The following is a 22514-nucleotide window of genomic DNA, read 5'->3' as shown; positions in this document are numbered from 1 at the left end:
AAAGCGTTATTGACATTACTTACAACTCTCCATACATTAACCGCATGAATATATTTTTATCTTGCACTTTTTTCGTTTTTTAGCTTCTTTATATAAAAGAGGCTTACCTGTTTGTGAGATAAAATCAACCGAATAGTAAAGCCTCCCAACTGGGAGGCTTTTTTGTTTTTGCTGTGTAATTACAGCTCACTTTTGGAATGAGGAAACCAAAATGACAAACAATGTATTAAACTCCCTAAGACACGACATAAATGAAATAGATTCAGATTTACTCGTGTTATTAGCCAAACGTCGCCGGATTAGCCACGGTGTGGTTGAGTACAAAATTGCTAACAACAAACCAATTCGCGATGAAGCCCGTGAACTCGCTCTTTTAGAGAAACTGATTGGCTATGGTAAATCACTAGGTTTAGATGCTTACTACGTGAATAATGTTTTTCAAACTATTTTGGAAGACTCTGTTTTACACCAACAAGCGATGCTACAAAAAAACTTAAACCCTGATGCATTAACAGAAACACATCGCGTTACTTACCTAGGTGGTCAAGGTTCATACAGCCAACTTGCATGTCATAAATATTTTAGCCGCCGCCCGGGTAAATTAGTTGAAATTGGCTGTACATCGTTTGACGAAATAACAGGGAAGGTAGAAAACGGCCAAGCTGATTTTGGTTTATTACCGATTGAAAACACAAGCTCTGGCAGTATTAACGAGGTGTTTGACTTATTACAGCACGCGCAAGTGTCTATTGTTGGGGAAGTGACTCACAGTGTAGAGCATTGCTTACTCGCAAACCCTGAGACTGAACTTAGTCAACTAACAAAAATATTTGCTCATCCACAGCCGTTTGCGCAGTGCAGTCGTTTTTTACAAGGCTTGGGTGATGTGCAACATGAAACATGTGATTCAACATCAAGTGCCTTACAATCAGCTCTAAATACACCAAATAGTGCTGCAATTGGCTCTGCGCAAGCGGGGAAAAATGTCGGGCTTGAAGTCATTAAATCAAACCTAGCTAATCAAAGAGAAAACCATAGCCGCTTTATTGTAGTTGCGCGTAAACCTCTACAAGTGTCTAACCAAATTCCAACTAAAACCAGTTTAATAATGTCTACAAAACAACAAGCAGGGTCGCTTGCTGATGCGTTAATGATTTTTAAACAGCATAAAATAAACTTGGTTAAGCTTGAGTCTCGACCAACCCCAGGTAACCCATGGGAAGAAGTGTTTTATGTTGATCTAGAGGCAAACTTAGCTGATAGCCAAGTAAAAGAAGCGCTAGAAGAACTTAAAGAGCATACTCAATATGTGCGCATTTTAGGATGCTACCAAAGCGAATCCCTTCAGGCAGTAAGCGTTAATACTTAATTATTTATTTATGCAATTAGACATATAAAAAAGGGCTTATAAAGCCCTTTTTGTTTTTCTTATAGCTCACAAAGCTAATCTAGGACTTTCGCGTCATTTGCTTTGTTTAATAGGCTTCGGCTTTGCGTTAAAAAGTGTTCTGTAGAATCAGAGAAGTACGCTTTAGCCTCAGCAAAAGAATCAATTAGCGCCGCTTTATCTCCCGCTTTTAGTTTTGCTAATGTATTAGCAAAAGTATCTTGGTACTGCGCGAGTAAGGTCTCTACATCATCAAACTGTGCTAGCATAATATCTGAATAAAGCTCAGGCGACTGTGCGAATAAACGCCCTACCATCATTAACTCAAGCTGATATATCGGAGAAGAACAACTTCGTAATTCTTCTAAGGTATGGCTTTGCTTAGCTAAAAACTGGCCGTAAACAAATGTCGTTAAATGGCGCATCACTTGGATTATTTGCATTGCTTCATCGTGCTTTTTCGCATCAAGTTCAACAAGCTGGCAACCCCATACTTGTAACTGTGCTAATAAACCTTTAGCCGCTTGATGATCTCGCCCTTCACATACAACGACTGTTTGTTTTACCCAATGTGAGATATCAGGCCCAAACATAGGATGTAAACCAACCACAGGGCCACTATGCGCAGCTTTTAGTGCTTTAATAGGCGATTGCTTTACCGATGTAATATCAACAAGTAAACAGTCATCATCTAGTTTAGGTAACTTAGCAACTACAGCGTCCAATGCATTAATTGGTACGCTAATCATTACTAGCTTGGCACCTTTTAAAATACTTTTCGCATCGTTTTGCTGATCTTTATCTAAAATTTTAACTTTATAGCCTGAGCGTTCAAACTGCTTAGCAAATAATTTACCCATTACGCCCTGCCCACCTACTATAACAATAGGTGAAAGATCGCATGCAACACAAGCAAGTTTCGACTGCTGGTTTTGATATGCTTCACGCATCATTCGTCTAAGTATGTCTTCAACTAAGTCGGGGCTTACATTTTGATTTACTGCTTCTTGGCGTCTTGCTGCTAATAACTGGGCTTCTCGTTCTGGATCATGTAACGGTGCGCCTGTTTGTTGTTTAAATGTACCTATTTTTTGAGTGATTCCATTACGTCTTGCAAGTAAGGCAACCAGTTGAGCATCGCATTCATCTATACCATCTCTTAACTGGGCTAAATCTATAATATCTGCCACGTTCTTGTCCTACCTTAAAACATTAGATTGTAAATTTTAATTTACAAAAAAGTAAACTAATCAATACGATAAATACTAACAGGATACGTTAGTTGTTAAAAGAGCTGATCTAGTTTAGCAAACAAAAAGTGAGGTAAAAAAGTGAGGTAATATTTTATGTATTTTTTGGATGTTATTAATTACAACTTTAAAGCGTGTTGACCTCTCCAGATTGAAATTTATTCGACCTAAGGGGTATTTAATTTAATTGAGGCAACAAAGAGTTAATAGCCCCCGGTAGAGCCCTTCGCTCAGCGCGTGCTTGGTCTTTATGCATCGTTATCGCTTATTTATAGAGAATAACCACACATCATAGATTTTTCTTTCACCTAAAACCAAAACGGGTTGCAACCCGAAGGATGCAACCCGTTTTTTTGCGTTGATAAACAGCGCGTATTAGTTAAGTTTTTCTCTAATACGTGCAGATTTACCAGAACGCTCACGTAGATAGTAAAGCTTAGCACGGCGAACTGCACCGCGACGCTTAACTGTTACGCTATCAATAAGAGGGCTGTGCGTTTGGAATACACGCTCAACGCCTTCACCGTTCGAAATTTTACGAACTGTGAATGCTGAGTGAAGACCACGATTACGCTTAGCGATTACAACACCTTCAAAGGCCTGTAGACGCTCTTTAGCACCTTCTTTTACTTTTACCTGTACAACCACTGTATCACCAGGGCCAAATGCAGGTACGTCTGTTTTAAGCTGCTCATCTTCAAGCGCTTTAATAATATTTTGGTTTACTTTTGCCATTATGTTTCTCACTTTCCTAGGTGTAACTGTCTTCTAGCCACAAGCTTTTTGGTACTCTTGCTGAAATTTCGCGAGTAATACCGCTTGCTCCTCAGTCAGAGCTAGGTTATGCAACAAGTCAGGACGTCGTAACCAAGTTCTGCCTAATGACTGCATAAGCCGCCATTTTGCTATCTCTTGGTGGTTTCCGCTGAGTAATACAGCAGGCACCTGTTTGTCGTCCAATGTTTCTGGTCGTGTATAGTGTGGACAATCTAACAAGCCATCCGAAAACGAATCTTGTTCCGCTGATTGGTTATGACCTAACACACCTGGCACTAATCGCGCTACTGCGTCAATTAATGTCATGGCAGGTAGTTCACCACCACTCAAAATAAAATCACCAATTGACCATTCTTCGTCAACATATGATTCTATTATTCTCTCATCTATACCTTCATAGCGACCGGCAATCAAAATCAGTTTTTTAGCGTTAGCGAGTTCGCTAGCACCTTGCTGATCAAGTTTGCGCCCTTGCGGGGACATATAAATTACTTTAGCACCATCACCAGCTGCTATTTTAGCTTCGGTAATCGCTTTTTTTAATGGTTCAACCATCATTAACATACCAGGTCCGCCCCCGTAAGGACGGTCATCTACGGTTCTATGCTTGTCTAAAGCGTAGTCTCGCGGATTCCAGCAGTTAAAATCAATTAAGCCATTTTTTACTGCGCGACCGGTAACACCTTGGTCTGTAATAGCGTCAAACATGTCTGGAAAAAGGCTTATCACCCCTACCCATAATGAACTAGTTTGCGTCATTAAAACCCAGGATCCCAGTCTACGGTAATTTCTCTTGCGTCGTATTTAACGTCTTTAATAACTGAATCAGTTAAAAAAGGAATTAAACGCTCAGCTTGACCAAATGCATCTTTACTGTTTGCTTTCACAACTAGTACGTCATTTGATCCTGTCTCCATCAGGTCATCAACAATACCTAAATCGTAACCTTTATCGGTTACAACAGACATGCCAATGAGATCTCGCCAATAGAACTCACCTTGCGGGAGTTCTGGTAAATGCGCTGCATCCATTGAGATTTCTGCATGGGTATAAGCCATTGCTTCGTCTCGATCGTTTACCTGCGCAAATTTAGCGATAAAGCCTTTGTTGTGGCGACGCCAGTCGACCACTTCTAAGGACTGCCATTTACCTTGCTGCCCTATCAACCACGGGCTGAAATCGAAGATCCCTACGGGATCATCAGTAAATGAATGTACCTTAAGCCAGCCCTTTATACCATATGGGGCACCGAGCTTTCCTACGACAATTATTGATGAGGTGTTCTCTTGACTCATGGTTACACTTACGCCTATTAAGCCGCTTTACGAGCGTCTTTTACTAACTTAGCTACGCGATCTGAAAGAGATGCGCCCTGACCTACCCAGTGTTCAACACGTGGTAAATCTAAACGAATTTTTTCTTCTTGACCTGAAGCAATTGGGTTAAAAAAGCCTACTTTCTCGATGAAGCGACCGTCACGCGAGAAACGGCTATCCGCAACCACAATTTGATAGAAAGGGCGTTTTTTAGCGCCACCACGTTGCAAACGAATAGTTACCATACCGTCCTCTATAAAGATTGACTGTTTTCATTAATAAGATTTACTCCCCAGAATGGGGAGCTGGGGAATTGTACGAGTTTTTGGCAATAACGCAAGTAAGAAGTGAACCAAAAAGGCAGTTTAGTAGGTTAAACCGTGATCTCAACGAAAAATTAGGGTTAAAGGTATACTGTATGCATAATTTATCCAACAAAAAAGGAGCTATTTGCTCCTTTAAATATGATTCGCTATTATTTTAAAAAGTAACTCAATGGAACTTTTTAAAATTTAGGGCCGCCGCCACCCATCATTCCCGGTGGTAACATGCCTTTCATTCCGCGCATCATTTTAGTCATGCCGCCTTTACCTTTCATTTTTTTCATCATTTTTTGCATTTGCGTAAACTGTTTAAGCAACTTATTAATCTCTTGTACTTGTGTACCAGATCCTGCTGCGATGCGTTTTTTACGCGAACCTTTAATAATTTCTGGGCGTGCACGCTCTTTTTTAGTCATTGAGCTAATAATAGCTTCCATTTGGATAAATGTTTTATCGCCCATTTGACCTTTAACAGCATCTGGCAAGTTAGACATACCAGGAAGCTTATCGAGCATTGACATCATGCCACCCATATTTTTCATTTGCTTTAATTGATCTGCAAAGTCATCAAGTGTAAAGCCAGCACCTTTAAATACTTTTTCAGCAACTCTAGCAGCTTGCTCTTTATCTACTTTCATCTCGACTTCTTCGATTAATGAAAGTACGTCACCCATGCCTAAAATACGTGACGCTATACGGTCTGGGTGGAAAGGTTCTAACGCATCAATGCGCTCACCTACACCCAGAAACTTAATAGGCTTTCCTGTAATATGACGTATAGATAAAGCAGCACCACCACGCGCATCACCATCGGTTTTTGTTAATATAACACCGGTAAGTGGCAGGGCTTCATCGAATGCTTTAGCTGTATTCGCTGCATCTTGACCCGTCATTGCATCAACAACGAACAAGGTTTCAATTGGGTTGATTGCTTTATGAAGATCTTTAATTTCATCCATCATGTTGCTATCAACATGTAAACGACCTGCAGTATCAACAAGTACTACATCTATAAATTTCTTTTTAGCATGAGATATTGCAGCGGTTGCAATATCAACTGGCTTTTGCGAAATATCACTTGGGAAGAAATCAACATCAACTTCTGCAGCAAGCGTTTCTAGCTGTTTAATAGCCGCTGGACGATAAACATCGGCACTGACTAAAAGTACTGATTTCTTTTTTCGCTCTTTTAAAAACTTAGCAAGCTTAGCTACACTGGTAGTCTTACCCGCACCTTGAAGACCCGCCACCATTACAACGGCCGGCGGTTGCGCATTTAGACTCAGCTCTTCATTAGCCTCACCCATTGCCTTTTCTAGTTCTTCACGCACTATTTTTATAAATACTTGGCCTGGGCTCAAGCTTTTTGTAACCTCAACCCCTACTGCACGCTCTTTAACTTGTTTTACAAAGTCACGTACAACAGGTAACGCCACATCAGCTTCTAAAAAAGCCATACGCACTTCACGAAGAGTGTCTTTTATATTGTCTTCAGTTAGCCGGCCACGGCCACTGATATTTTTTAAGGTTTTACCTAATCGTTCTTGGAGGTTCTCAAACATGTATCGGTTCCGATAAGACGTTATATCAACCTAATTACACAGCCGCGCAGTGTGACCGTTCAATTAATGATATTGATATTATTAAATTTGAATTAAAAACAGTATACCGTAAATGGTACCTTACAATATAGTGTTCAAGTGCAGCTAGCTGAGTTTCTTTTTTTAGGTCTATTCATTTGCTTTGCTATAAAATACAATGGTTATATAACAACAAGGATTATTTTGTCTCAAATTAAGTGGCCCAAGCACAATGCTGATTATTAGCTTAACTATTATTGCCAGTTTATTTTATGTGTTAGCAACGTCTCACGTACTTTCACGCCTATTTCATAAACAGGGCCCTAGCCAAAAAATTACAGTAATACTAAGTACTGTGGCTATCGTGGCACATATGCTGTTGTTAGTTAATTCTGTTTTTAGAGCTGATGGCCAAGACTTGAGTATTGTTAATGTATCTCTATTAACGTGCTGGGTTATTGTGGTTTCGGTAACTGCAGTCTCATTAAAATTTCCAGCGACTTTATTATTGCCGGTTGTTTATGGCTTTGCTGCTTTGTTAACAATAGCTAGCTTATTTATCCCTCATCATATTTTGCTACAAAGTATTAATATTGAAATTGGTTTAGTAACGCACATCTCCTTATCCTTGCTGGCATACTGTATTTTAATTATCGCTACTTTATATGGTGTACAGTTTTACTTTATTGATAAACGCTTAAAACGCAAAGATTTAGCAATTGTGCATAGCCACCTTCCGCCTTTAATGGTTGTTGAACGCCAGTTATACCAGCTACTTAACCTTGGCACTGTATTGCTAACGTTTGCATTACTCTCGGGGTTTATATTTCTTGATGGGATGTTTGCTAAAGAGTTCATTCATAAAACGATATTATCGTTTGTCGCATGGATTATTTTTACTGTCGTTGCGCTTGGTCATATGAAAAAAGGTTGGCGAGGAAAGCCGGTGGTTATTACAATCATGGTCGCTGCATTTGTTCTTACACTCGCTTATTTTGGCAGCCGTTTCATACAAGAAGTCATACTTAATAAGTTTTAACTTGACTCTGCTTGCTCACTCTAGCTTAATACGCATTGATTTATAAGAAAAGGATCCATCGTTGGACGACATATCGACAAGTACCCTGTTTATCATTTTAGGTTTTTTGGTGCTTTTTTCTGCTTATTTTTCTGGTTCAGAAACCGGAATTATGTCAATCAATCGTATACGCCTGCGACACCTCGCTAAAGAGGACCATCGTGCAGCTAAACGAGTCAGTAAATTACTTAGCCGTCCGGATAGGCTCATCGGTTTAATTTTAATAGGTAATAACCTTGTTAATATAGCTGCAGCCCAAGTTGCAACCATTATTGGCATTCGCCTTTATGGTGACCTTGGTATTGCTATAGCAACGGGCGTGTTAACTTTAGTTGTACTTATATTCGCCGAAGTAACACCTAAAACCCTTGCAGCCCTCTACCCTGAAAAAGTTGCTTTTCCAAGTTCAATAATACTTAAAGGGTTACTAAAAATTCTATTCCCTTTTGTCGTAGTTATTAACTGGATGACCAACGGGATACTCCGGTTATTTGGTATTAGTGCCGCTCAAATCGACGAACACAGCATGAGTAAAGAAGAACTAAAAACAGTGCTCAATGAGTCTGGTGCGCTTATCCCTGCACGTCATCAAAGCATGCTTACCTCCATTTTAGATTTAGAACAGGTAACCGTTGAAGATATTATGATCCCACGCAACGAAATTGTGGCGATAGATATTAACGACGATTGGAAACTCATTAGCCGTCAGTTAACTCATGCACAACATACTCGTGTGTTGCTATATAGAGATAACATAGATGATGCAGTTGGCTTTATTCACTCTCGTGATGCACTGCGCCTTTTAACAAAAGAGCAATTTGATAAACCATCGTTGCTACGAGCCGTACGCGAAATTTACTTTATCCCTGAAGGTACATCGCTCAATACGCAGCTGTTAAAATTTCAGCTATCTAAAGAGCGTATTGGCCTTGTAGTTGACGAGTACGGAGATATTCAGGGTTTAGTGACTCTTGAAGATATTTTAGAAGAAGTAGTGGGCGATTTTACAACCACACAAACTCGTACACCGAGTGAAGAAGTCACAACGCAAACTGATGGCTCATGTATTGTAGATGGCGGCGCTAACGTACGTGATTTAAATAAAGAAATGGGTTGGGATTTCCCACTTGATGGCCCTAAAACATTAAGTGGTTTAATTGTTGAATACCTAGAAAACATCCCCGATGCAAATATCAGTTTACGCATTGCAGGCTACCCTATTGAAGTCCTTGAAGTAAAAGAAAACATGGTAAAACAAGTAAAAATACAACCCAACAAACGAAAACACTAAAACAAAAAGCCCCAATTGGGTAATGCCGATCAGTTAAGAAAATGACCGGTTGACCGATCCAAACGATCATGAAAAATCCGTAGTTAGGAAACTAACTACGGATTTTTTTGTGAATATAGAACAAGCACTGCAAGCAACACTTGAAGAAAGCAGCCGATACCATACCTTTGAAAAATTATCAGAAATTCTTGACCCTGAAATCATTGAACAAGGTTTTCAACAAGCAGAGATTGCAACCGTTCGTAAGCGAAGGTTACCGCTTGAGGCCGTTTTGTGGTCAGTTATTGGCATGGCATTGTTTCGAAAAGAATCGGTTTGGAATATCGCTAATAAGCTAGATATCATGTGCCAGGCAAGAACCAACTCGTTGCTCCAAGTGCGATGGTACAGACGAGACAAAGGTTAGGTGATGATCCCGTTAAACACGTTTTCAATAAATCTGTTCAATCAATGTATAAGCAACAGTGATTCGAAACATGGAATGGTTTGAACCTATTAGCTGTTGGCGGTGTTGTGTGGCGAACAGCCGACACGCCTGATAATCGTAAAGCCTTCTCTTCTGGTAGCAACCAATACGGTGATACAGCCTTTCCTCAAATACGCATGGTCTGTCATATGGAATTGATTAGCCATCAACTGCTCAGTAGTGAGTTTGATAACTATAAAACCAACGAGATGAAATTAGCTGAGCGTTTAATTGAACGTACACCAGATAATTCACTGACTATGTTTGATAAAGGATATTATTCTTTAGGCCTGTTAAATCGTTGGCACCAAACTGGGAAGATGAGGCACTGGCTGATACAAGCAAGGCCCGACTTACAGTATGAAATCATCTCCAGCGCGGGTAAAAATGACCATATCACTGAATTGAAAACAACAAAACATGCACAAAAAAACGTTTCCGATGTTCCTGAAACGATTAAAGCGAGATTAATCAGTAAAACAATAAAGGGCAAAAGCTACCGTATATTAACCTCGATGACGGATAGATTGCGTTATCCAGGTAATGAAATTGTTGAATTATATTGTCATCGTTGGGAGATAGAACTTGGGTTTAGAGAAATCAAACAAACCATGCTTGATAGCGCATACCATTTAAGAAGCAAGCGTCAAGACATGGTGCGTCAAGAGCTATGGGGCGTGTTACTCGCCTATAATTTAATACGAAGAATAATGACGATGCCGGCGACAGTGACAGGGATATGGCCTAACCCGCTTAGTTTCTCTAGCAGTTCGATGGCTGTCATTCAGTATTTCTCGTCAGTATCTATAATGAGTCCAGGGAACATTCCAATACACTGGCAGCACTTACTCAATACACTGGTCTTATTTAAGCTTCCAGCTAGACGAGAGGATAGAAGGTATCCCCGATGGGTTAAGCCAAAACCATCTAAGTATCCCCAATAAAAAAATGCCAGTCAGCTTAACTGACTGGCATTAGCCAATTGGCTCCCTTTTAATAATCCTTGTGTTGATTACAAGTCTAGCTAAACAACCGATCAAACCAACCTTTATCTAATTTATCTTCACAACGTTTTAATTGCGCCCCGTAGCGGCTCGCTCTGTGCTTAACTTTATTCGCAACACCGACTAACCACTTTTCTTTTTATATGTACCACGCTTATACCCACCCCAACCTTCGTGGTAATTAAGATATTGTGCGTAAGCATCCCACTTAGAAATACTATTCACTTTATGGGTTTTATAAACAAACCATGCCATAAAATCGATTGCATCATCAAAGTCGTCTCTGTCGGCACCATTATTACCTGTTTCACGAATATAATCAGACCACGTCGGTGTTTTAGCTTGCGAATAACCATAAGCATCACTTGCGCGACCTGTTGGAATTATCCATAAAAAGTATTCCATTGGTGGTGCTGCATCGTGTTTGAATGAACTTTCTTGATACATCATACTCATGAGTACGTGTTTAGGAGAACCCCATTTTTCTTGTGCGTCTTTAGCGTCAAAATACCAATCAGGCTTTTCTTCAAAGATTTTACATAAATCGTTAGGTTGTTTCGGAGGAGCTGTAGCACAACCAGCTAAAGTAAGAGCGAGAAATAAAACAATTGCATTTTTTCATTTATTTAAATCTCACTGAACTTTTTAAAAAGTGTGGGTCTGATTTACCGAATGCAGCAGTACAGCATTAATTCATCCCTGAATATATTTACGCAGCCAACTTAGGCTGCGTTTTTTTTGCTTAAATTTTACTAAACACCCGGTTGTTTACCGTCAAAATACGCATCTAAAAACGCGGTAAATGACTGAGTATCTGCTTGCTCAATTGCAGCTTGTGCTTTGTTAGACTCTAAAACTTGTTGTTCCAACCACGGCTTTAAAAACTCACTGTAGTCAGTTTCTGCGTGGCTTTGCTTGTATTTATTTGCCAATGCTAGTGCAAAGTGGCCGTTGTCTAAACCAGACTCTTTTAATTGTGATACGTAACGCCCAGAGTAGGTAAGTTCTGGATTATCTATCCACGTTGCCATACGCTTTATAGTCTCTGAGTAATAATTAACACCATACGCATTATCCATCCATTTAGCGACATCAGTGAGCTGGGTAAATATTTCATTTCCCCACGACTGAAGACTACGTTGTGTGTTATTAAAGTTAAGCATTAACCCTTCTTCTCGACCTTGATTTACTACTGTGTCGAGGTTTTCAGTACTACGTGCTTGTTCTTTCCAATCCATTGGAGCTGAATCTTTTAATAAACAATACGTTAAAAACACATCTAAAAAGTGAATTTGCTCAATATCAATACCTACTTCACTAAACGGGTTAACATCTAATGCGCGGATTTCGATATACTCTATGCCCGATCTAAGTAAAGCGTCTGTAGGTGTTTCCCCACTGTTAGCATTGCGCTTAGGGCGGATTGGTGAGTAAAATTCGTTCTCAATTTGCAAAATATTTTTATTTAACTGCTTAGGGCTTTCACTCTTATAATCATCTAGGTCGCCATAAATCTCTGACGGCGTATTAATTGCTTTTTTAAGACCCGCGACATATTCATCTAATGAATTATACATAACACGTAATGAAGATTGTGCGCTATTTGTGTAACCTAAATTCCCTAAACGTAGCGCTGTACCGACTTCTAAATAGAGTGTGCCTTTACCTAATTTTTTAAATGGTAGGTCGCTTTTGCGACCTTGCAAAAATGAATTGCATAATGCGGGTGATGCACCAAACATATAGCTTATTAGCCATAACTCGCGCTTAAAATTGCGAATAAGCGCTAAATAACCGTCTGAAATAAAATCTTGTAAACTTACATCACTTTTCTTTAATGAACGAAGTGATTCCCAAAGTGCATTAGGAAAAGAAATATTAAAATGCACGCCCGCTATTGCTTGCATCATACTACCGTAACGATTTTTTAATCCTTCACGGTATAGTGTTTTCATTTGACCTGTATTTGAGCTACCAAACTGCGCTAAAACAATATCATCTTGATGTTCAATAAAGCACGGCATGCTGATAGGCCAAAGTAATTCGTCGCCCATTTTCTCTAAAGTAAATTTTTGAAGGTCTTTTAATTGCTTAAGCGTTTGCGTTGACGATTCACTAACTGGAGTAATAAATTCAAGTAACGATTCAGAAAAATCAGTTGTGATATGTCCATTAGTTAATGCACTACCCACACCTTTAGGATGTCCTTGAGGTGATATAGCGCCGCTAGCTTGTATTCTGAGCGACTCTCGCTCAATGCCACGTTTGATGCCTTTAACTGCGTGTTTATGTTCATCTGCTGATAATGCGTTAAGCGCATTTGCTAAATCATGTGTTGTCAAAAAATCTTTCCTCGGGCCACGTGGCTTAATCATAAGGTTATGGGGGCTTATTAGCGATTACTCAAGATTAAATTGTTAAGAACAATATAATTTTTTAGATAGCAATTACTTCCCCTGCTTTGAACATGCGCTTGGTATGACTAACATCATATAATAAGCCGTAATCTTGCCATTGCTCTAAGTATTATACAATTGCTTTACATGCGTATTCATCTAAATACTAAACCAACTACATACATTAAGGTTAAATTTAATGATCTAGTAGACCGAATTTTATATAAAAATAATTCAATTAGCTTTTGATACCTTTACTTTAATTATTATAAAAATTAGATATAGATCATAAAAGTACTAGACTATAATAAAAATAATACGTTAAAGGTTTGTTTTTTTGCTTTGTCCTTAGTAAGCAATATAATAAAGCCAACAATAAAGGATGGCAGTAAATACAATGCGCAATAATAAAAGCTTAATAAATGAAGAGGTTCACTTTGATGAATCACAAGAGCTCGTGTCTACAACCGACCTTCGAGGTGTTATTACGTATGCTAACAAAGAGTTTTGCACTGTTGCGGGTTATCAAATACAAGAGCTTATTGGCAAAAACCATAATATTGTCCGTCATCCTGATATGCCAAAAGCTGTATTTAAAGAAATGTGGGGAACCCTAAAGCAAGGCCAATCTTGGCGTGGTATGGTAAAAAATCGTTGTAAAGATGGTCGTTATTATTGGGTTGATGCTTTTGTAACCCCTATATTCGAACACAATCAGCTTATTGGTTATCAATCAGTAAGAACGAAAGCCAGCTCACAACTAAAACAACGCGCACAAACTATCTACAATAAAATAAATACTAAAAAGTCACTATTTAACCTAAGAGAAAATACTGGAACAAGACAAAATATTACTCTTCTGTGCCTATTACTTTGGCTAATTTTAGTTGCTGTTGTCGGTTCAATCACTATTACCATAATAAACTTGTTTATTTGCGCTCTCGTTATTGCGCTAAATTATGATGAGCTTATTGCTACGCCAAAAATATTACGTGATCAAAAAAGTAAAGCAGATTCAGTCTCTCGCTATATTTACAGTGGTTTCACACCACATAGCGTTAGTGATTATAGAGAGCAATTACTAAGTGCAAAATTGCGCACAGTTCTTGGCCGCATGAAAGACTCAACCTTAAACTTTAATGGCATCGCGACTAATCTAGATAAACAATCAACGCTTACCGAGAACGGTATTGCCTCTCAAGGCGAACGCTTGGAGCAAATTGCGTCAGCAATGAACCAAATGAGCTCTACTATTGGTGAAATATCCATCAACACTGCAGAAACTGCGGATAAAGTGAATAGCACTCATCAAAGTTGCTCTGAAATAAAAGACCACATTGCTGATAATAGTAAAATGGTATCTGATTTAGCTTTTCAAGTAGAAAAAGCGGCAACTACAGCCACCAGCTTAGCCTCTGAAGCAGATAAGATTGGTAAGGTAATGAGTGAAATAGAAGGAATTGCCGATCAAACTAATTTACTTGCCCTTAATGCAGCGATTGAAGCCGCTAGGGCTGGAGAACATGGCCGAGGTTTTGCCGTAGTAGCCGATGAGGTTAGAACCCTCTCTTCACGCACTCAAAATGCTACAACACAAATCCACAGCTCTATTAAAGAAATACAAGATACTTTATTTAGCTGGTCTAAAGTAATGCAAAATACAAAAACACAAGCCGATAACTGTGTTCGCACAACAGATAAAACCCAAATACAACTTGAGGGGATTTTTATCCAAATAAGTGAAATATCTCAATTAGCAATACAAATATCATCTGCTGCAGAAGAGCAACAAATGGTCAGTAATGATATTAGTAATAATGTTTCACAAATTAAGGACTTAGGTGATAGCAACCTAAACTTAAGCTTTAATGTGGCAAAAGGTGCTGCTGAACTTGTAGATGGTTCACGTAAGGTGAGCGATTTATTACTAACCTTTAAAGTTTAATACCTGGGCGTGTTGAACTTTGTAGATTGAAATTTGTTCAATCCAAGAAAGATTAAATCGCGGCGCGAGGTTTGTAACCTAGTGGGCTCGATAACTGCTCCTGCTTTATTCTACTGCCTTACATCCATGTAAGAATAAGTAAAAACCGAGCAAAGCTTCCGCGTCCTGCTCACGCCCCTTACCTACATCCATTTAGGCAACAAAGACTTAACCGTCCCTAGCAATATAGTAGACATAAAAAAGCCGCTATTTTAGCGGCTTTTGAGTTTAATTATTTACAATTAACGCTTGGTAAATACCAGAGAGTCGTCATGTGCATCAATAACAATCACGCAACCGGGCAAGTAGTCTCCATTAAGTAGCTTTTGTGCCAGCGGGTTTTCTATCGTTTGTTGAATAGCACGTTTAAGTGGACGTGCACCGTACACCGGATCAAATCCACTTTCTGCAATTCGCTCAAGTGCGGCATCGCTTATTTCAAGTAGATACCCCATCTCTGTTAAGCGCTCACGTAATTTCATTAACTGAATATCAGCTATTTCTTTTATGTGCTCGTTAGCTAACGGGTGGAACACGACAGTCTCGTCTATACGGTTAATAAATTCAGGCCTAAACTCATTAATTAATACTTCCATTACTTTAGCTTTAAGGGTCGTGTAATCATTATTACCCGCTTGCTCTTGGATAATATCTGAGCCTAAATTTGAGGTCATGATAATAACGGTATTTTTAAAATCAACGGTTCTACCTTGTCCGTCAGTTAATCGGCCATCATCTAATACTTGCAGTAAAATGTTAAACACATCAGGATGTGCTTTTTCTATTTCATCAAGCAATATCACTGAGTAAGGTTTACGACGAACAGCTTCTGTTAAATAACCGCCCTCTTCATAACCCACGTAACCTGGAGGTGCCCCCACTAAACGTGCAACTGAATGTTTTTCCATAAACTCAGACATGTCGATACGCACCATGGCATCTTCGGTATCAAACATAAAACCAGCCAGTGCTTTTGTCAGCTCTGTTTTACCCACACCTGTTGGGCCTAAAAATAAGAAAGAACCGATAGGACGATTAGGATCTGCAAGCCCGGCACGTGAGCGTCGTATTGCGTTAGAAACAGCAACAACCGCCTCATCTTGCCCTATTACTTTACTATGTAACTTATCTTCCATTTGCAGTAGCTTTTCACGCTCACCTTGTAGCATTCTTGCAACAGGGATACCGGTCCAGCGAGACAGTATTTCCGCAATTTCATCCTCACCTACTTGGTTTTTAAGCAGGGTCATTTCTTGCATTTCGGCTTGTGAGGCTAAATCAAGTTTTCGTTCAAGCTCTGGAATTCGCCCATATTGCAGCTCTGACATACGCTGTAAATCACTTGCTCTTCGCGCAACGTCTAAATCTAACCTCGCTTGTTCAAGCTCTGCTTTAATTACTTGCGTGCCTTGAAGTGATGCTTTTTCAGCATTCCATATCTCGTCTAGCTCACGATATTGCCCATCAAGGTCGGTGATCAACTCTTGCATTTCAGCACGGCGTTTTTGACTTGCTTCGTCTTTTTCTTTCGCTAGCGCATTATCTTCTAACTTTAGTTGGATAATACGACGTTCAAGCTTATCTAACGACTCTGGTTTTGAATCAATTTGTAATCGAATTGAAGAGCCTGCTTCATCTATTAAATCAATCGCTTTATCCGGTAACTGACGGTCACTAATGTACCGATGAGATAACTGCGCCGCTGCAACAATCGCAGGATCAGTAATTTCTACTGAATGATGTAGCTCATATCGCTCTTTTAAGCCACGCAATATTGCAATGGTATCTTCAACCGACGGCTCTTCAATGAGTACCTTTTGGAATCGACGCTCAAGGGCTGCGTCTTTTTCTATGTATTTACGGTATTCATCCAGTGTGGTTGCGCCAACACAGTGTAATTCACCACGCGCTAATGCTGGTTTTAGCATATTGCCCGCATCCATTGCGCCATCACTTTTACCTGCACCCACAATAGTATGTATTTCATCAATAAATAAAATGACTTGGCCTTCTTCTTTAGCCAATTCGTTTAATACTGATTTTAAACGCTCTTCAAATTCACCGCGATATTTAGCGCCCGCAACTAGTGCTCCTAAATCAAGCGATAATACGCGTTTGTTTTTTAATCCTTCAGGTACTTCACCATTAATAATACGCTGTGCTAAACCTTCTGCTATTGCTGTTTTACCAACACCTGGCTCACCGATTAATACAGGGTTATTTTTAGTACGGCGTTGTAATACTTGAATCGTACGACGAATTTCGTCATCGCGACCAATAACGGGGTCAAGCTTGCCTTGCTCTGCTCGCTCAGTTAAATCAATCGTAAACTTTTCAAGCGCTTGACGTGTTTCTTCGGCATTTGGGTCATCAACTTTTTGGCCACCGCGAATGGCTTTAATTGCGGTTTCAATTTTAGTCGAGGTAATATTTAACGATCTGAATATATCGCCAAGTGGACCTTTATCATCGCATGCCGCCAGTACAAATAATTCACTTGAAATATATTTGTCTTTGCGTTTTTGCGCGTACTTATCGCATAGATTAATAAGTGAAGCCATATTGTTTGATAGCTGGACATCGCCACCTACACCTTCGACTTTAAATAATTTTTCTATTTCTTGTGAAAGCTTAGTGTTGAGTTCGTCAGCGCTGACGCCCGTTTGTGCAAATAATGCACGTACACTAGAGCCACTTTGCTTTAGCAATGAATACATTAAATGTACGGGTTCAATAAATTGATGATCGCGGCCAAGAGCTAGCGATTGCGCATCAGAAAGCGCAGATTGAAATTTACTTGTAAATCTATCTAAACGCATGGTTTTACCTATTAAATAATCTAATTGCTTAATTAATGGGTATGTTTAGGTGTTTGTTCAAGGTGTAGGGGGAAATATAATGATTAAAGATACTAATTACTTGCGCCAGATCAAACTAGCCATACGCCCAGTTTGTCCATCTCGTCGATAAGAAAAAAACAAGTCGCTTTGAGAGACTGTACAATAGTCGCCACCCGTAATATTTTTAACGCCTAGCTGGGTAAGTAAAGTACGCGCAATACCATAAATATCAGCAAGATATTTGCCATTAGTTTGTAGTGTAAATGCTTGAGTAAATGAAGGGGACCTTTTTTGAAATAACTCAAACACCTCAGCACCAACCTCAAATCGGTTTGGTCCAATTGCAGGCCCTAGCCACGCACTTATATTTTCATATTTTGCACTAAAGCACTCTAATGTATTTTTAATAATCCCCTGCTCAAGCCCTCGCCAGCCGCCATGTATAGCTGCAACTTCTTTTTCATCATCACTCACTAATAAAATAGGTAAGCAATCAGCGGTCATGATAGCTAAAGGCTGATTTAATAACTGAGTATAAAGCGCATCAGCATTGTGTAGCTCATCAAAATCAAAATGTTCATCAACAATAGCAACATCAGAACTATGAACTTGGTTTAACCACACGGCAGGTTTAGGTAGGAGATTTGTCAATAATGAGCGATTTTTTGATACATGCTCTTGATTATCACCAACATGGAATCCCAAATTAAAACTTTTAAATGGGGTTTTTGAAACACCACCTCCACAAGTAGTACTTAATGTTCCTACTTTATGAAGGTTTTGCCATGTCGCTGACAATAAGTGCATTATCTATCGATATCAGGATTAGCTTTAGTATCTTCACGTAGTGCATGTGTCATCGCAACCATATCGTCTGGGATGGGTGCTTGCCATGTCATCATTTCACCTGTGATTGGGTGCGCAATACTCAATTTTACAGCATGTAGTGCTTGGCGTCTAAAGCTACGAAGTAGCTCAAATAATTCAGGTGTTGCACCTTTAGGTGGACGCGGACGGCCGCCATAAGATTGATCGCCAATTAGCGGGTGATTTAAATGCGCCATATGCACACGAATCTGGTGAGTACGACCTGTTTCTAAGCGCAGACGCAAACGAGTATGAGCACGGAACTTTTCAGCAACACGGTAATGTGTAATTGCCGGTTTACCTAGTTCATGTACTGCCATATGAGTTCGCTGAGTTGGATGGCGGCCAATCGCTTTTTCAACCATACCACCTGCGGTCATAGTACCATTGCATAGTGCTTCATATTCACGCGTGAAGTTTTCACGCTTTTGTAGCGCTGTTACTAAATGCGTTTGTGCAGGAATCGTTTTAGCTACAACCATTAAACCGGTTGTGTCTTTATCTAAACGATGCACAATACCTGCGCGTGGCACGTTAATTATTTCAGGGTAGTAATGCAGTAATGCGTTTAGCACTGTTCCATTGGGATTACCTGCACCAGGGTGAACCACAAGGCCCATTGGTTTATTAATTACCAAAATATCATCGTCTTCATAAACAATGTTTAATTTGATATCTTGTGCTTCGTATTCGCGTGGTGCTTCAATTGTTGTTTCAACACTTACAACTTCACCACCTAGTAGTTTTTCGCGTGGCGTGTTGAAAATTTCACCGTCTACGGTGATTTTATCATCCAAAATCCACGTTTTTATACGAGAACGTGAATAATCAGGGAACAATTGTGCTAATACTTGGTCTAGACGTTTACCACCTAATTCTGTTGGAACGTCGGCTTGAAGAGAAATTTGCTCTGACATTAGTAACTTTACCCAATTTACCAGTGCAAGCTTTGCTCGACTGGGTTAGAATCGCTTTTAATAAAAGCATAATATAATACGCATAGTTTACTCGGTTTTACCGACTTGGCCTAGCCGAAGACATCGAAGGTAACAAATAAAATGATAAATAAAATAGGGAAACGTGCATTTGCCATTGTTTTTTCAGTTTCTGTACTTAGTTTAGGCGCTTGTTCGTCTGCTCCAGACCAAGAAGACATTCAACGTGTACCGAATAAGTCTGCACACGCTTTATATGAAGATGCAAAAGAAACACTAGATTCTGGTTTATATGCTCGCGCAATTGAACTTTTGAGTGCAATAGATTCTCGCTACCCGTTTGGCCCATTCTCTAAACAAGTACAAATGGACTTAGTGTATGCACATTATCAATCAGGTAATACTGAACAAGCACTTGCAACCATTGACCGTTTTATTCGCTTAAATCCGAATCATAAAGACCTTGATTACATGTATTACATGCGTGGTTTAGTAAACATTAAAGCTGATAAGAATGCGTTCCAAGAATACTTTGGTGTAGATAGAGCCGACCGTGATGCTAACCGAACTCGTGTTGCATTTACCGATTTATCGACACTCGTAAAACGTTTTCCTGAAAGTGATTACGCACCTGAAGCGAAGCGTCGTTTAGTGTGGCTTTTAAACCGTATGGCTCGTTATGAATTAAAAGTAGCCACTTACTATTATGAGCGTGAAGCTTATTTAGCAGCTGCTAATCGAGGTAAGTTTGTTGTTGAACACTATTCACAAAGCAGTTACTTAGATCCCGCGCTTGAAATGATGGAAAAAAGTTACAATCAATTAGGCTTAACTGAGCTTAGTGAGCACGCAAAGCAAACTCGAAAACTAAATAAAAGAACTAAATAAATAAAAAAGGCGCTTACTAAGCGCCTTTTTACTGCATAGAAAAAATATTAAATCGCTTCTTCGTCTTCCTCTGCAGTACGAATACGTATTACACGCTCAACATCTGTGACAAATATTTTACCATCGCCGATTTTTCCTGTTTGTGCTGTTTTTACGATAACTTCAATCGCACGATCTACATTTTCATCAGTTAATACAATATCAAGTTTTACCTTAGGTAAAAAATCGACCATATATTCTGCGCCACGATATAACTCAGTGTGACCTTTTTGACGACCAAAGCCTTTAACTTCACTTACCGTCATACCTGTAATACCTACGTCTGACAGGGCTTCACGTACATCATCTAACTTAAAAGGCTTGATAATTGCTTCTATTTTTTTCATATTAATTACTTTTTAAAGCTTCAGATGCCTCGATTTTAGACAAACATAGGGTTCATAGCAAACAAAGCAATTGAATTACGGTGATAAATTAATCTATCGTGATATAATTTTTGCTCTTAATTATAACTATAATTTAAAAACCAGTGCTGAATGAGAATAGTATGAAAAAACAACAAACCGGGTTCACGCTTTTAGAGTTGATGGTTACAGTGGCTGTAGTAGGTATAGTAGCCTCTATTGCTTTATGGAATAGTAGCGACATGTTAGAAGAAAACCGTGCTGAAAACTATTTACTCGAGTTAAAAAGAAACATTACCTACGCCCGTTCGCAAGCGGCAAGCACCGATGAAATAGTCGTCATATGTGCTGCTCAACAAGGTGAAGTGAAAAATCAAAATAACACTATGCAATGTCGCGCTCGCTGGGACAGAAATAAAATTATTATTGTATTCATTGATGGTGATAATAGCGGCCACTACAACAGCACTACAGACTCTTTACTACGAGTTATGGAAAAAATAAGCTTAGATGATAAAGTTAAATTCACTGGTAATTCAAGACGTTTACGTTTTAATACAAGTGGCAGAATAACAACAAACCCTGGCGATTTTGTGTTTTGCCCTAATAACGGTGCTAACAACAACAAGGCATTAAGCGTATCTCAATCGGGTACTGCTTTTTATATAGGCGATACAGCACAAACATGCGGTTAAAAAACACACAATACAGCTTGCCATATTTTAACCCTTTACTAAACTAAATTTAAAGCTAATTAATTTAGGACTTCAGGGATGAGGTTATCAATATCAAAAAGTAAAGGGATCACTGTTCTTGAACTTATGACTACGCTTGCAATTGTAAGTATTATCAGCCAACTATCCATGTGGTACTACCCTGACTTTTTAGCAAAAAACCGACTAGATAACCATGTAACCCTTCTCCACAGAACAATTAATTACGGCAGGCTCTATGCAATTGAAAATGGCACATACGTTACACTTTGCTCATTAGAAAGTGGTAAATGCTCAAAAGATGAGTGGGAAGGCCAAATGTCTCTGTTTATCGATAAAGATAAATCAACTACATTAGATGACGATGAGTTATTGCTAAGCACTTTTGAGAAAGTTCATGAGGCAGATACTCTTGAATACCCACGCAATGCAATTACCTTTCGCCCTGATGGTTCATTAAATGGTTTTCAAAATGGTACGTTTATCTATTGCCCAAATAATAAAGCCAATCTTGAAGGATTGGCTTTATCTATAAGTCAAACTGGCAGAATTCGTATTAAATCAACCGACAAATGCCAGAAAAAATAACAACATTATCGGCCCCAGCAATAATCAATATCTGAGTTACCTTTTGAACCCTTTGCATTCTTAAGGCCTGTATCAGTCACAGATAACTCTGTGCAATCTGCGTCACCTCTTACTGCACCGGCTATCGGTTTTGCTGTAATGGTAAATGTATTTCCATCAACAACAGTAATGTCTAATTCAAAATGACCATTTTCTGTTTTATCCTGTAATCCTAAGTCAGTAAATGCCTCGGTATATTCCCTATTATCGACAAAATACTGCTCCTCCTTGTTTGCAGCATCTAATAATGCTGCAGCAGCTTCGGCGCGCGAAGCACGCTTTACGTATTCTGTGTAATTGGGCAATGCAATTGAAGCAAGTATGCCTACAATTGCAACCGCAATCATCAGCTCAATTAAGGTAAAACCATGTTTATTTTTCATTTAAT

General features: G+C 39.2%; 19 protein-coding genes and 2 pseudogenes. 8 read left to right on the top strand and 13 right to left on the bottom strand.

What is annotated here, in order from left to right; all coding sequences use genetic code 11:
- The first annotated feature begins 211 nt into the window (after positions 1-211).
- The gene (locus tag P20652_RS13890; protein WP_008166600.1) at positions 212-1369 is read left to right on the top strand and encodes a chorismate mutase; all 1158 of its coding nucleotides are present in this window, start codon (positions 212-214) and stop codon (positions 1367-1369) included.
- A gap of 74 nt (positions 1370-1443) precedes the next feature.
- Here the strand turns inward: P20652_RS13890 and tyrA are convergent, their stop codons facing one another.
- The 6 genes from tyrA to ffh all read right to left on the bottom strand — a co-directional run bounded on the left by tyrA (position 1444) and on the right by ffh (position 6615).
- Complete coding sequence (gene tyrA, locus P20652_RS13895) at positions 1444-2577, bottom strand: bifunctional chorismate mutase/prephenate dehydrogenase (RefSeq protein ID WP_008166598.1); 1134 nt, start codon at positions 2575-2577, stop codon at positions 1444-1446.
- Positions 2578-3012: 435 nt separating this feature from the next.
- Positions 3013-3372: a 50S ribosomal protein L19 gene (gene rplS, locus P20652_RS13900; RefSeq protein ID WP_007581406.1), complete on the bottom strand. Its 360-nt coding sequence runs from the start codon at positions 3370-3372 to the stop codon at positions 3013-3015.
- A gap of 33 nt (positions 3373-3405) precedes the next feature.
- Entirely contained in the window at positions 3406-4173 is a 768-nt protein-coding gene (trmD, locus tag P20652_RS13905) for a tRNA (guanosine(37)-N1)-methyltransferase TrmD (protein WP_008166597.1), read from the bottom strand.
- A complete protein-coding gene (gene rimM / locus P20652_RS13910; RefSeq protein ID WP_008166596.1) occupies positions 4173-4709 on the bottom strand; it encodes a ribosome maturation factor RimM in 537 nt (178 codons plus the stop codon). The genes trmD and rimM overlap by 1 nt, the downstream gene beginning before the upstream one ends.
- A gap of 17 nt (positions 4710-4726) precedes the next feature.
- Complete coding sequence (gene rpsP / locus P20652_RS13915) at positions 4727-4975, bottom strand: 30S ribosomal protein S16 (RefSeq protein ID WP_002962192.1); 249 nt, start codon at positions 4973-4975, stop codon at positions 4727-4729.
- Positions 4976-5235: 260 nt separating this feature from the next.
- Positions 5236-6615, bottom strand: a complete 1380-nt coding sequence (ffh, locus tag P20652_RS13920; RefSeq protein ID WP_008166595.1) for a signal recognition particle protein — start codon at positions 6613-6615, stop codon at positions 5236-5238.
- A gap of 250 nt (positions 6616-6865) precedes the next feature.
- Between ffh and P20652_RS13925 the strand changes: the two genes are divergently transcribed.
- The 3 genes and pseudogenes from P20652_RS13925 (at position 6866) to P20652_RS13940 (ending at position 10432) form a co-directional block, all read left to right on the top strand.
- Complete coding sequence (locus P20652_RS13925; RefSeq protein ID WP_008166593.1) at positions 6866-7672, top strand: inner membrane protein YpjD; 807 nt, start codon at positions 6866-6868, stop codon at positions 7670-7672.
- A gap of 61 nt (positions 7673-7733) precedes the next feature.
- Complete coding sequence (locus P20652_RS13930; RefSeq protein ID WP_008166591.1) at positions 7734-9002, top strand: HlyC/CorC family transporter; 1269 nt, start codon at positions 7734-7736, stop codon at positions 9000-9002.
- Between the two features lie 109 nt (positions 9003-9111).
- Positions 9112-10432 (top strand): annotated as a pseudogene (locus tag P20652_RS13940) (IS4 family transposase).
- A 56-nt stretch (positions 10433-10488) separates the two neighbouring features.
- Here the strand turns inward: P20652_RS13940 and P20652_RS17525 are convergent.
- Positions 10489-11081, bottom strand: a pseudogene (locus tag P20652_RS17525) (hypothetical protein).
- A 143-nt stretch (positions 11082-11224) separates the two neighbouring features.
- Complete coding sequence (gene gshA / locus P20652_RS13945; RefSeq protein ID WP_008166587.1) at positions 11225-12814, bottom strand: glutamate--cysteine ligase; 1590 nt, start codon at positions 12812-12814, stop codon at positions 11225-11227.
- Between the two features lie 451 nt (positions 12815-13265).
- Between gshA and P20652_RS13950 the strand changes: the two genes are divergently transcribed.
- Positions 13266-14813, top strand: coding sequence for a PAS domain-containing methyl-accepting chemotaxis protein (locus P20652_RS13950; RefSeq protein ID WP_033017145.1), 1548 nt, complete (start codon positions 13266-13268; stop codon positions 14811-14813).
- A 281-nt stretch (positions 14814-15094) separates the two neighbouring features.
- Here the strand turns inward: P20652_RS13950 and clpB are convergent, their stop codons facing one another.
- The 3 genes from clpB to rluD form a co-directional block, all read right to left on the bottom strand.
- Positions 15095-17671: an ATP-dependent chaperone ClpB gene (clpB, locus tag P20652_RS13955; RefSeq protein WP_008166585.1), complete on the bottom strand. Its 2577-nt coding sequence runs from the start codon at positions 17669-17671 to the stop codon at positions 15095-15097.
- 96 nt (positions 17672-17767) lie between these two features.
- Complete coding sequence (gene pgeF / locus P20652_RS13960) at positions 17768-18499, bottom strand: peptidoglycan editing factor PgeF (RefSeq protein WP_008166584.1); 732 nt, start codon at positions 18497-18499, stop codon at positions 17768-17770.
- Positions 18499-19476 (bottom strand): 23S rRNA pseudouridine(1911/1915/1917) synthase RluD, encoded by a 978-nt coding sequence (gene rluD / locus P20652_RS13965; RefSeq protein WP_002962209.1) that lies wholly within the window; start codon positions 19474-19476, stop codon positions 18499-18501. Before rluD ends, pgeF begins: the two co-directional genes overlap by 1 nt.
- 141 nt (positions 19477-19617) lie before the next feature.
- On the opposite strand from rluD, the gene P20652_RS13970 reads away from it, so the two are divergent.
- Positions 19618-20382 carry an outer membrane protein assembly factor BamD gene (locus tag P20652_RS13970; protein WP_008166583.1) on the top strand — a complete coding sequence of 255 codons (765 nt, stop codon included), beginning with the start codon at positions 19618-19620 and terminating at the stop codon, positions 20380-20382.
- Between the two features lie 47 nt (positions 20383-20429).
- On the opposite strand, the gene glnB is transcribed toward P20652_RS13970, so the two are convergent.
- Entirely contained in the window at positions 20430-20768 is a 339-nt protein-coding gene (gene glnB / locus P20652_RS13975; RefSeq protein ID WP_008166582.1) for a nitrogen regulatory protein P-II, read from the bottom strand.
- A gap of 161 nt (positions 20769-20929) precedes the next feature.
- Between glnB and P20652_RS13980 the strand changes: the two genes are divergently transcribed.
- A complete protein-coding gene (locus tag P20652_RS13980) occupies positions 20930-21481 on the top strand; it encodes a GspH/FimT family pseudopilin (protein WP_008166579.1) in 552 nt (183 codons plus the stop codon).
- Positions 21482-21559: 78 nt separating this feature from the next.
- The gene (locus tag P20652_RS13985) at positions 21560-22087 is read left to right on the top strand and encodes a GspH/FimT family pseudopilin (RefSeq protein WP_008166577.1); all 528 of its coding nucleotides are present in this window, start codon (positions 21560-21562) and stop codon (positions 22085-22087) included.
- Between the two features lie 5 nt (positions 22088-22092).
- Here the strand turns inward: P20652_RS13985 and P20652_RS13990 are convergent, their stop codons facing one another.
- Positions 22093-22509: a type IV pilin protein gene (locus P20652_RS13990; RefSeq protein ID WP_008166575.1), complete on the bottom strand. Its 417-nt coding sequence runs from the start codon at positions 22507-22509 to the stop codon at positions 22093-22095.
- Positions 22510-22514 lie beyond the last annotated feature (5 nt).

This window comes from Pseudoalteromonas sp. BSi20652, assembly GCF_000239855.1.
In the GTDB taxonomy this organism is placed as follows: domain Bacteria; phylum Pseudomonadota; class Gammaproteobacteria; order Enterobacterales; family Alteromonadaceae; genus Pseudoalteromonas.
The sequence above is the reverse complement of the archived record's forward strand: the minus strand, read 5'-3'. Positions and strand labels throughout refer to the sequence as shown.

Coding starts and splice junctions, on each gene's coding strand:
- P20652_RS13890 (WP_008166600.1), top strand. CDS start 212: ATGACAAACAATGTATTAAACTCCCTAAGACACGACATAAATGAAATA.
- rplS (WP_007581406.1), bottom strand. CDS start 3,372: ATGGCAAAAGTAAACCAAAATATTATTAAAGCGCTTGAAGATGAGCAG.
- trmD (WP_008166597.1), bottom strand. CDS start 4,173: ATGACGCAAACTAGTTCATTATGGGTAGGGGTGATAAGCCTTTTTCCA.
- rimM (WP_008166596.1), bottom strand. CDS start 4,709: ATGAGTCAAGAGAACACCTCATCAATAATTGTCGTAGGAAAGCTCGGT.
- rpsP (WP_002962192.1), bottom strand. CDS start 4,975: ATGGTAACTATTCGTTTGCAACGTGGTGGCGCTAAAAAACGCCCTTTC.
- ffh (WP_008166595.1), bottom strand. CDS start 6,615: ATGTTTGAGAACCTCCAAGAACGATTAGGTAAAACCTTAAAAAATATC.
- P20652_RS13925 (WP_008166593.1), top strand. CDS start 6,866: ATGCTGATTATTAGCTTAACTATTATTGCCAGTTTATTTTATGTGTTA.
- P20652_RS13950 (WP_033017145.1), top strand. CDS start 13,266: ATGCGCAATAATAAAAGCTTAATAAATGAAGAGGTTCACTTTGATGAA.
- clpB (WP_008166585.1), bottom strand. CDS start 17,671: ATGCGTTTAGATAGATTTACAAGTAAATTTCAATCTGCGCTTTCTGAT.
- pgeF (WP_008166584.1), bottom strand. CDS start 18,499: ATGCACTTATTGTCAGCGACATGGCAAAACCTTCATAAAGTAGGAACA.
- rluD (WP_002962209.1), bottom strand. CDS start 19,476: ATGTCAGAGCAAATTTCTCTTCAAGCCGACGTTCCAACAGAATTAGGT.
- P20652_RS13970 (WP_008166583.1), top strand. CDS start 19,618: ATGATAAATAAAATAGGGAAACGTGCATTTGCCATTGTTTTTTCAGTT.
- glnB (WP_008166582.1), bottom strand. CDS start 20,768: ATGAAAAAAATAGAAGCAATTATCAAGCCTTTTAAGTTAGATGATGTA.
- P20652_RS13980 (WP_008166579.1), top strand. CDS start 20,930: ATGAAAAAACAACAAACCGGGTTCACGCTTTTAGAGTTGATGGTTACA.
- P20652_RS13985 (WP_008166577.1), top strand. CDS start 21,560: ATGAGGTTATCAATATCAAAAAGTAAAGGGATCACTGTTCTTGAACTT.
- P20652_RS13990 (WP_008166575.1), bottom strand. CDS start 22,509: ATGAAAAATAAACATGGTTTTACCTTAATTGAGCTGATGATTGCGGTT.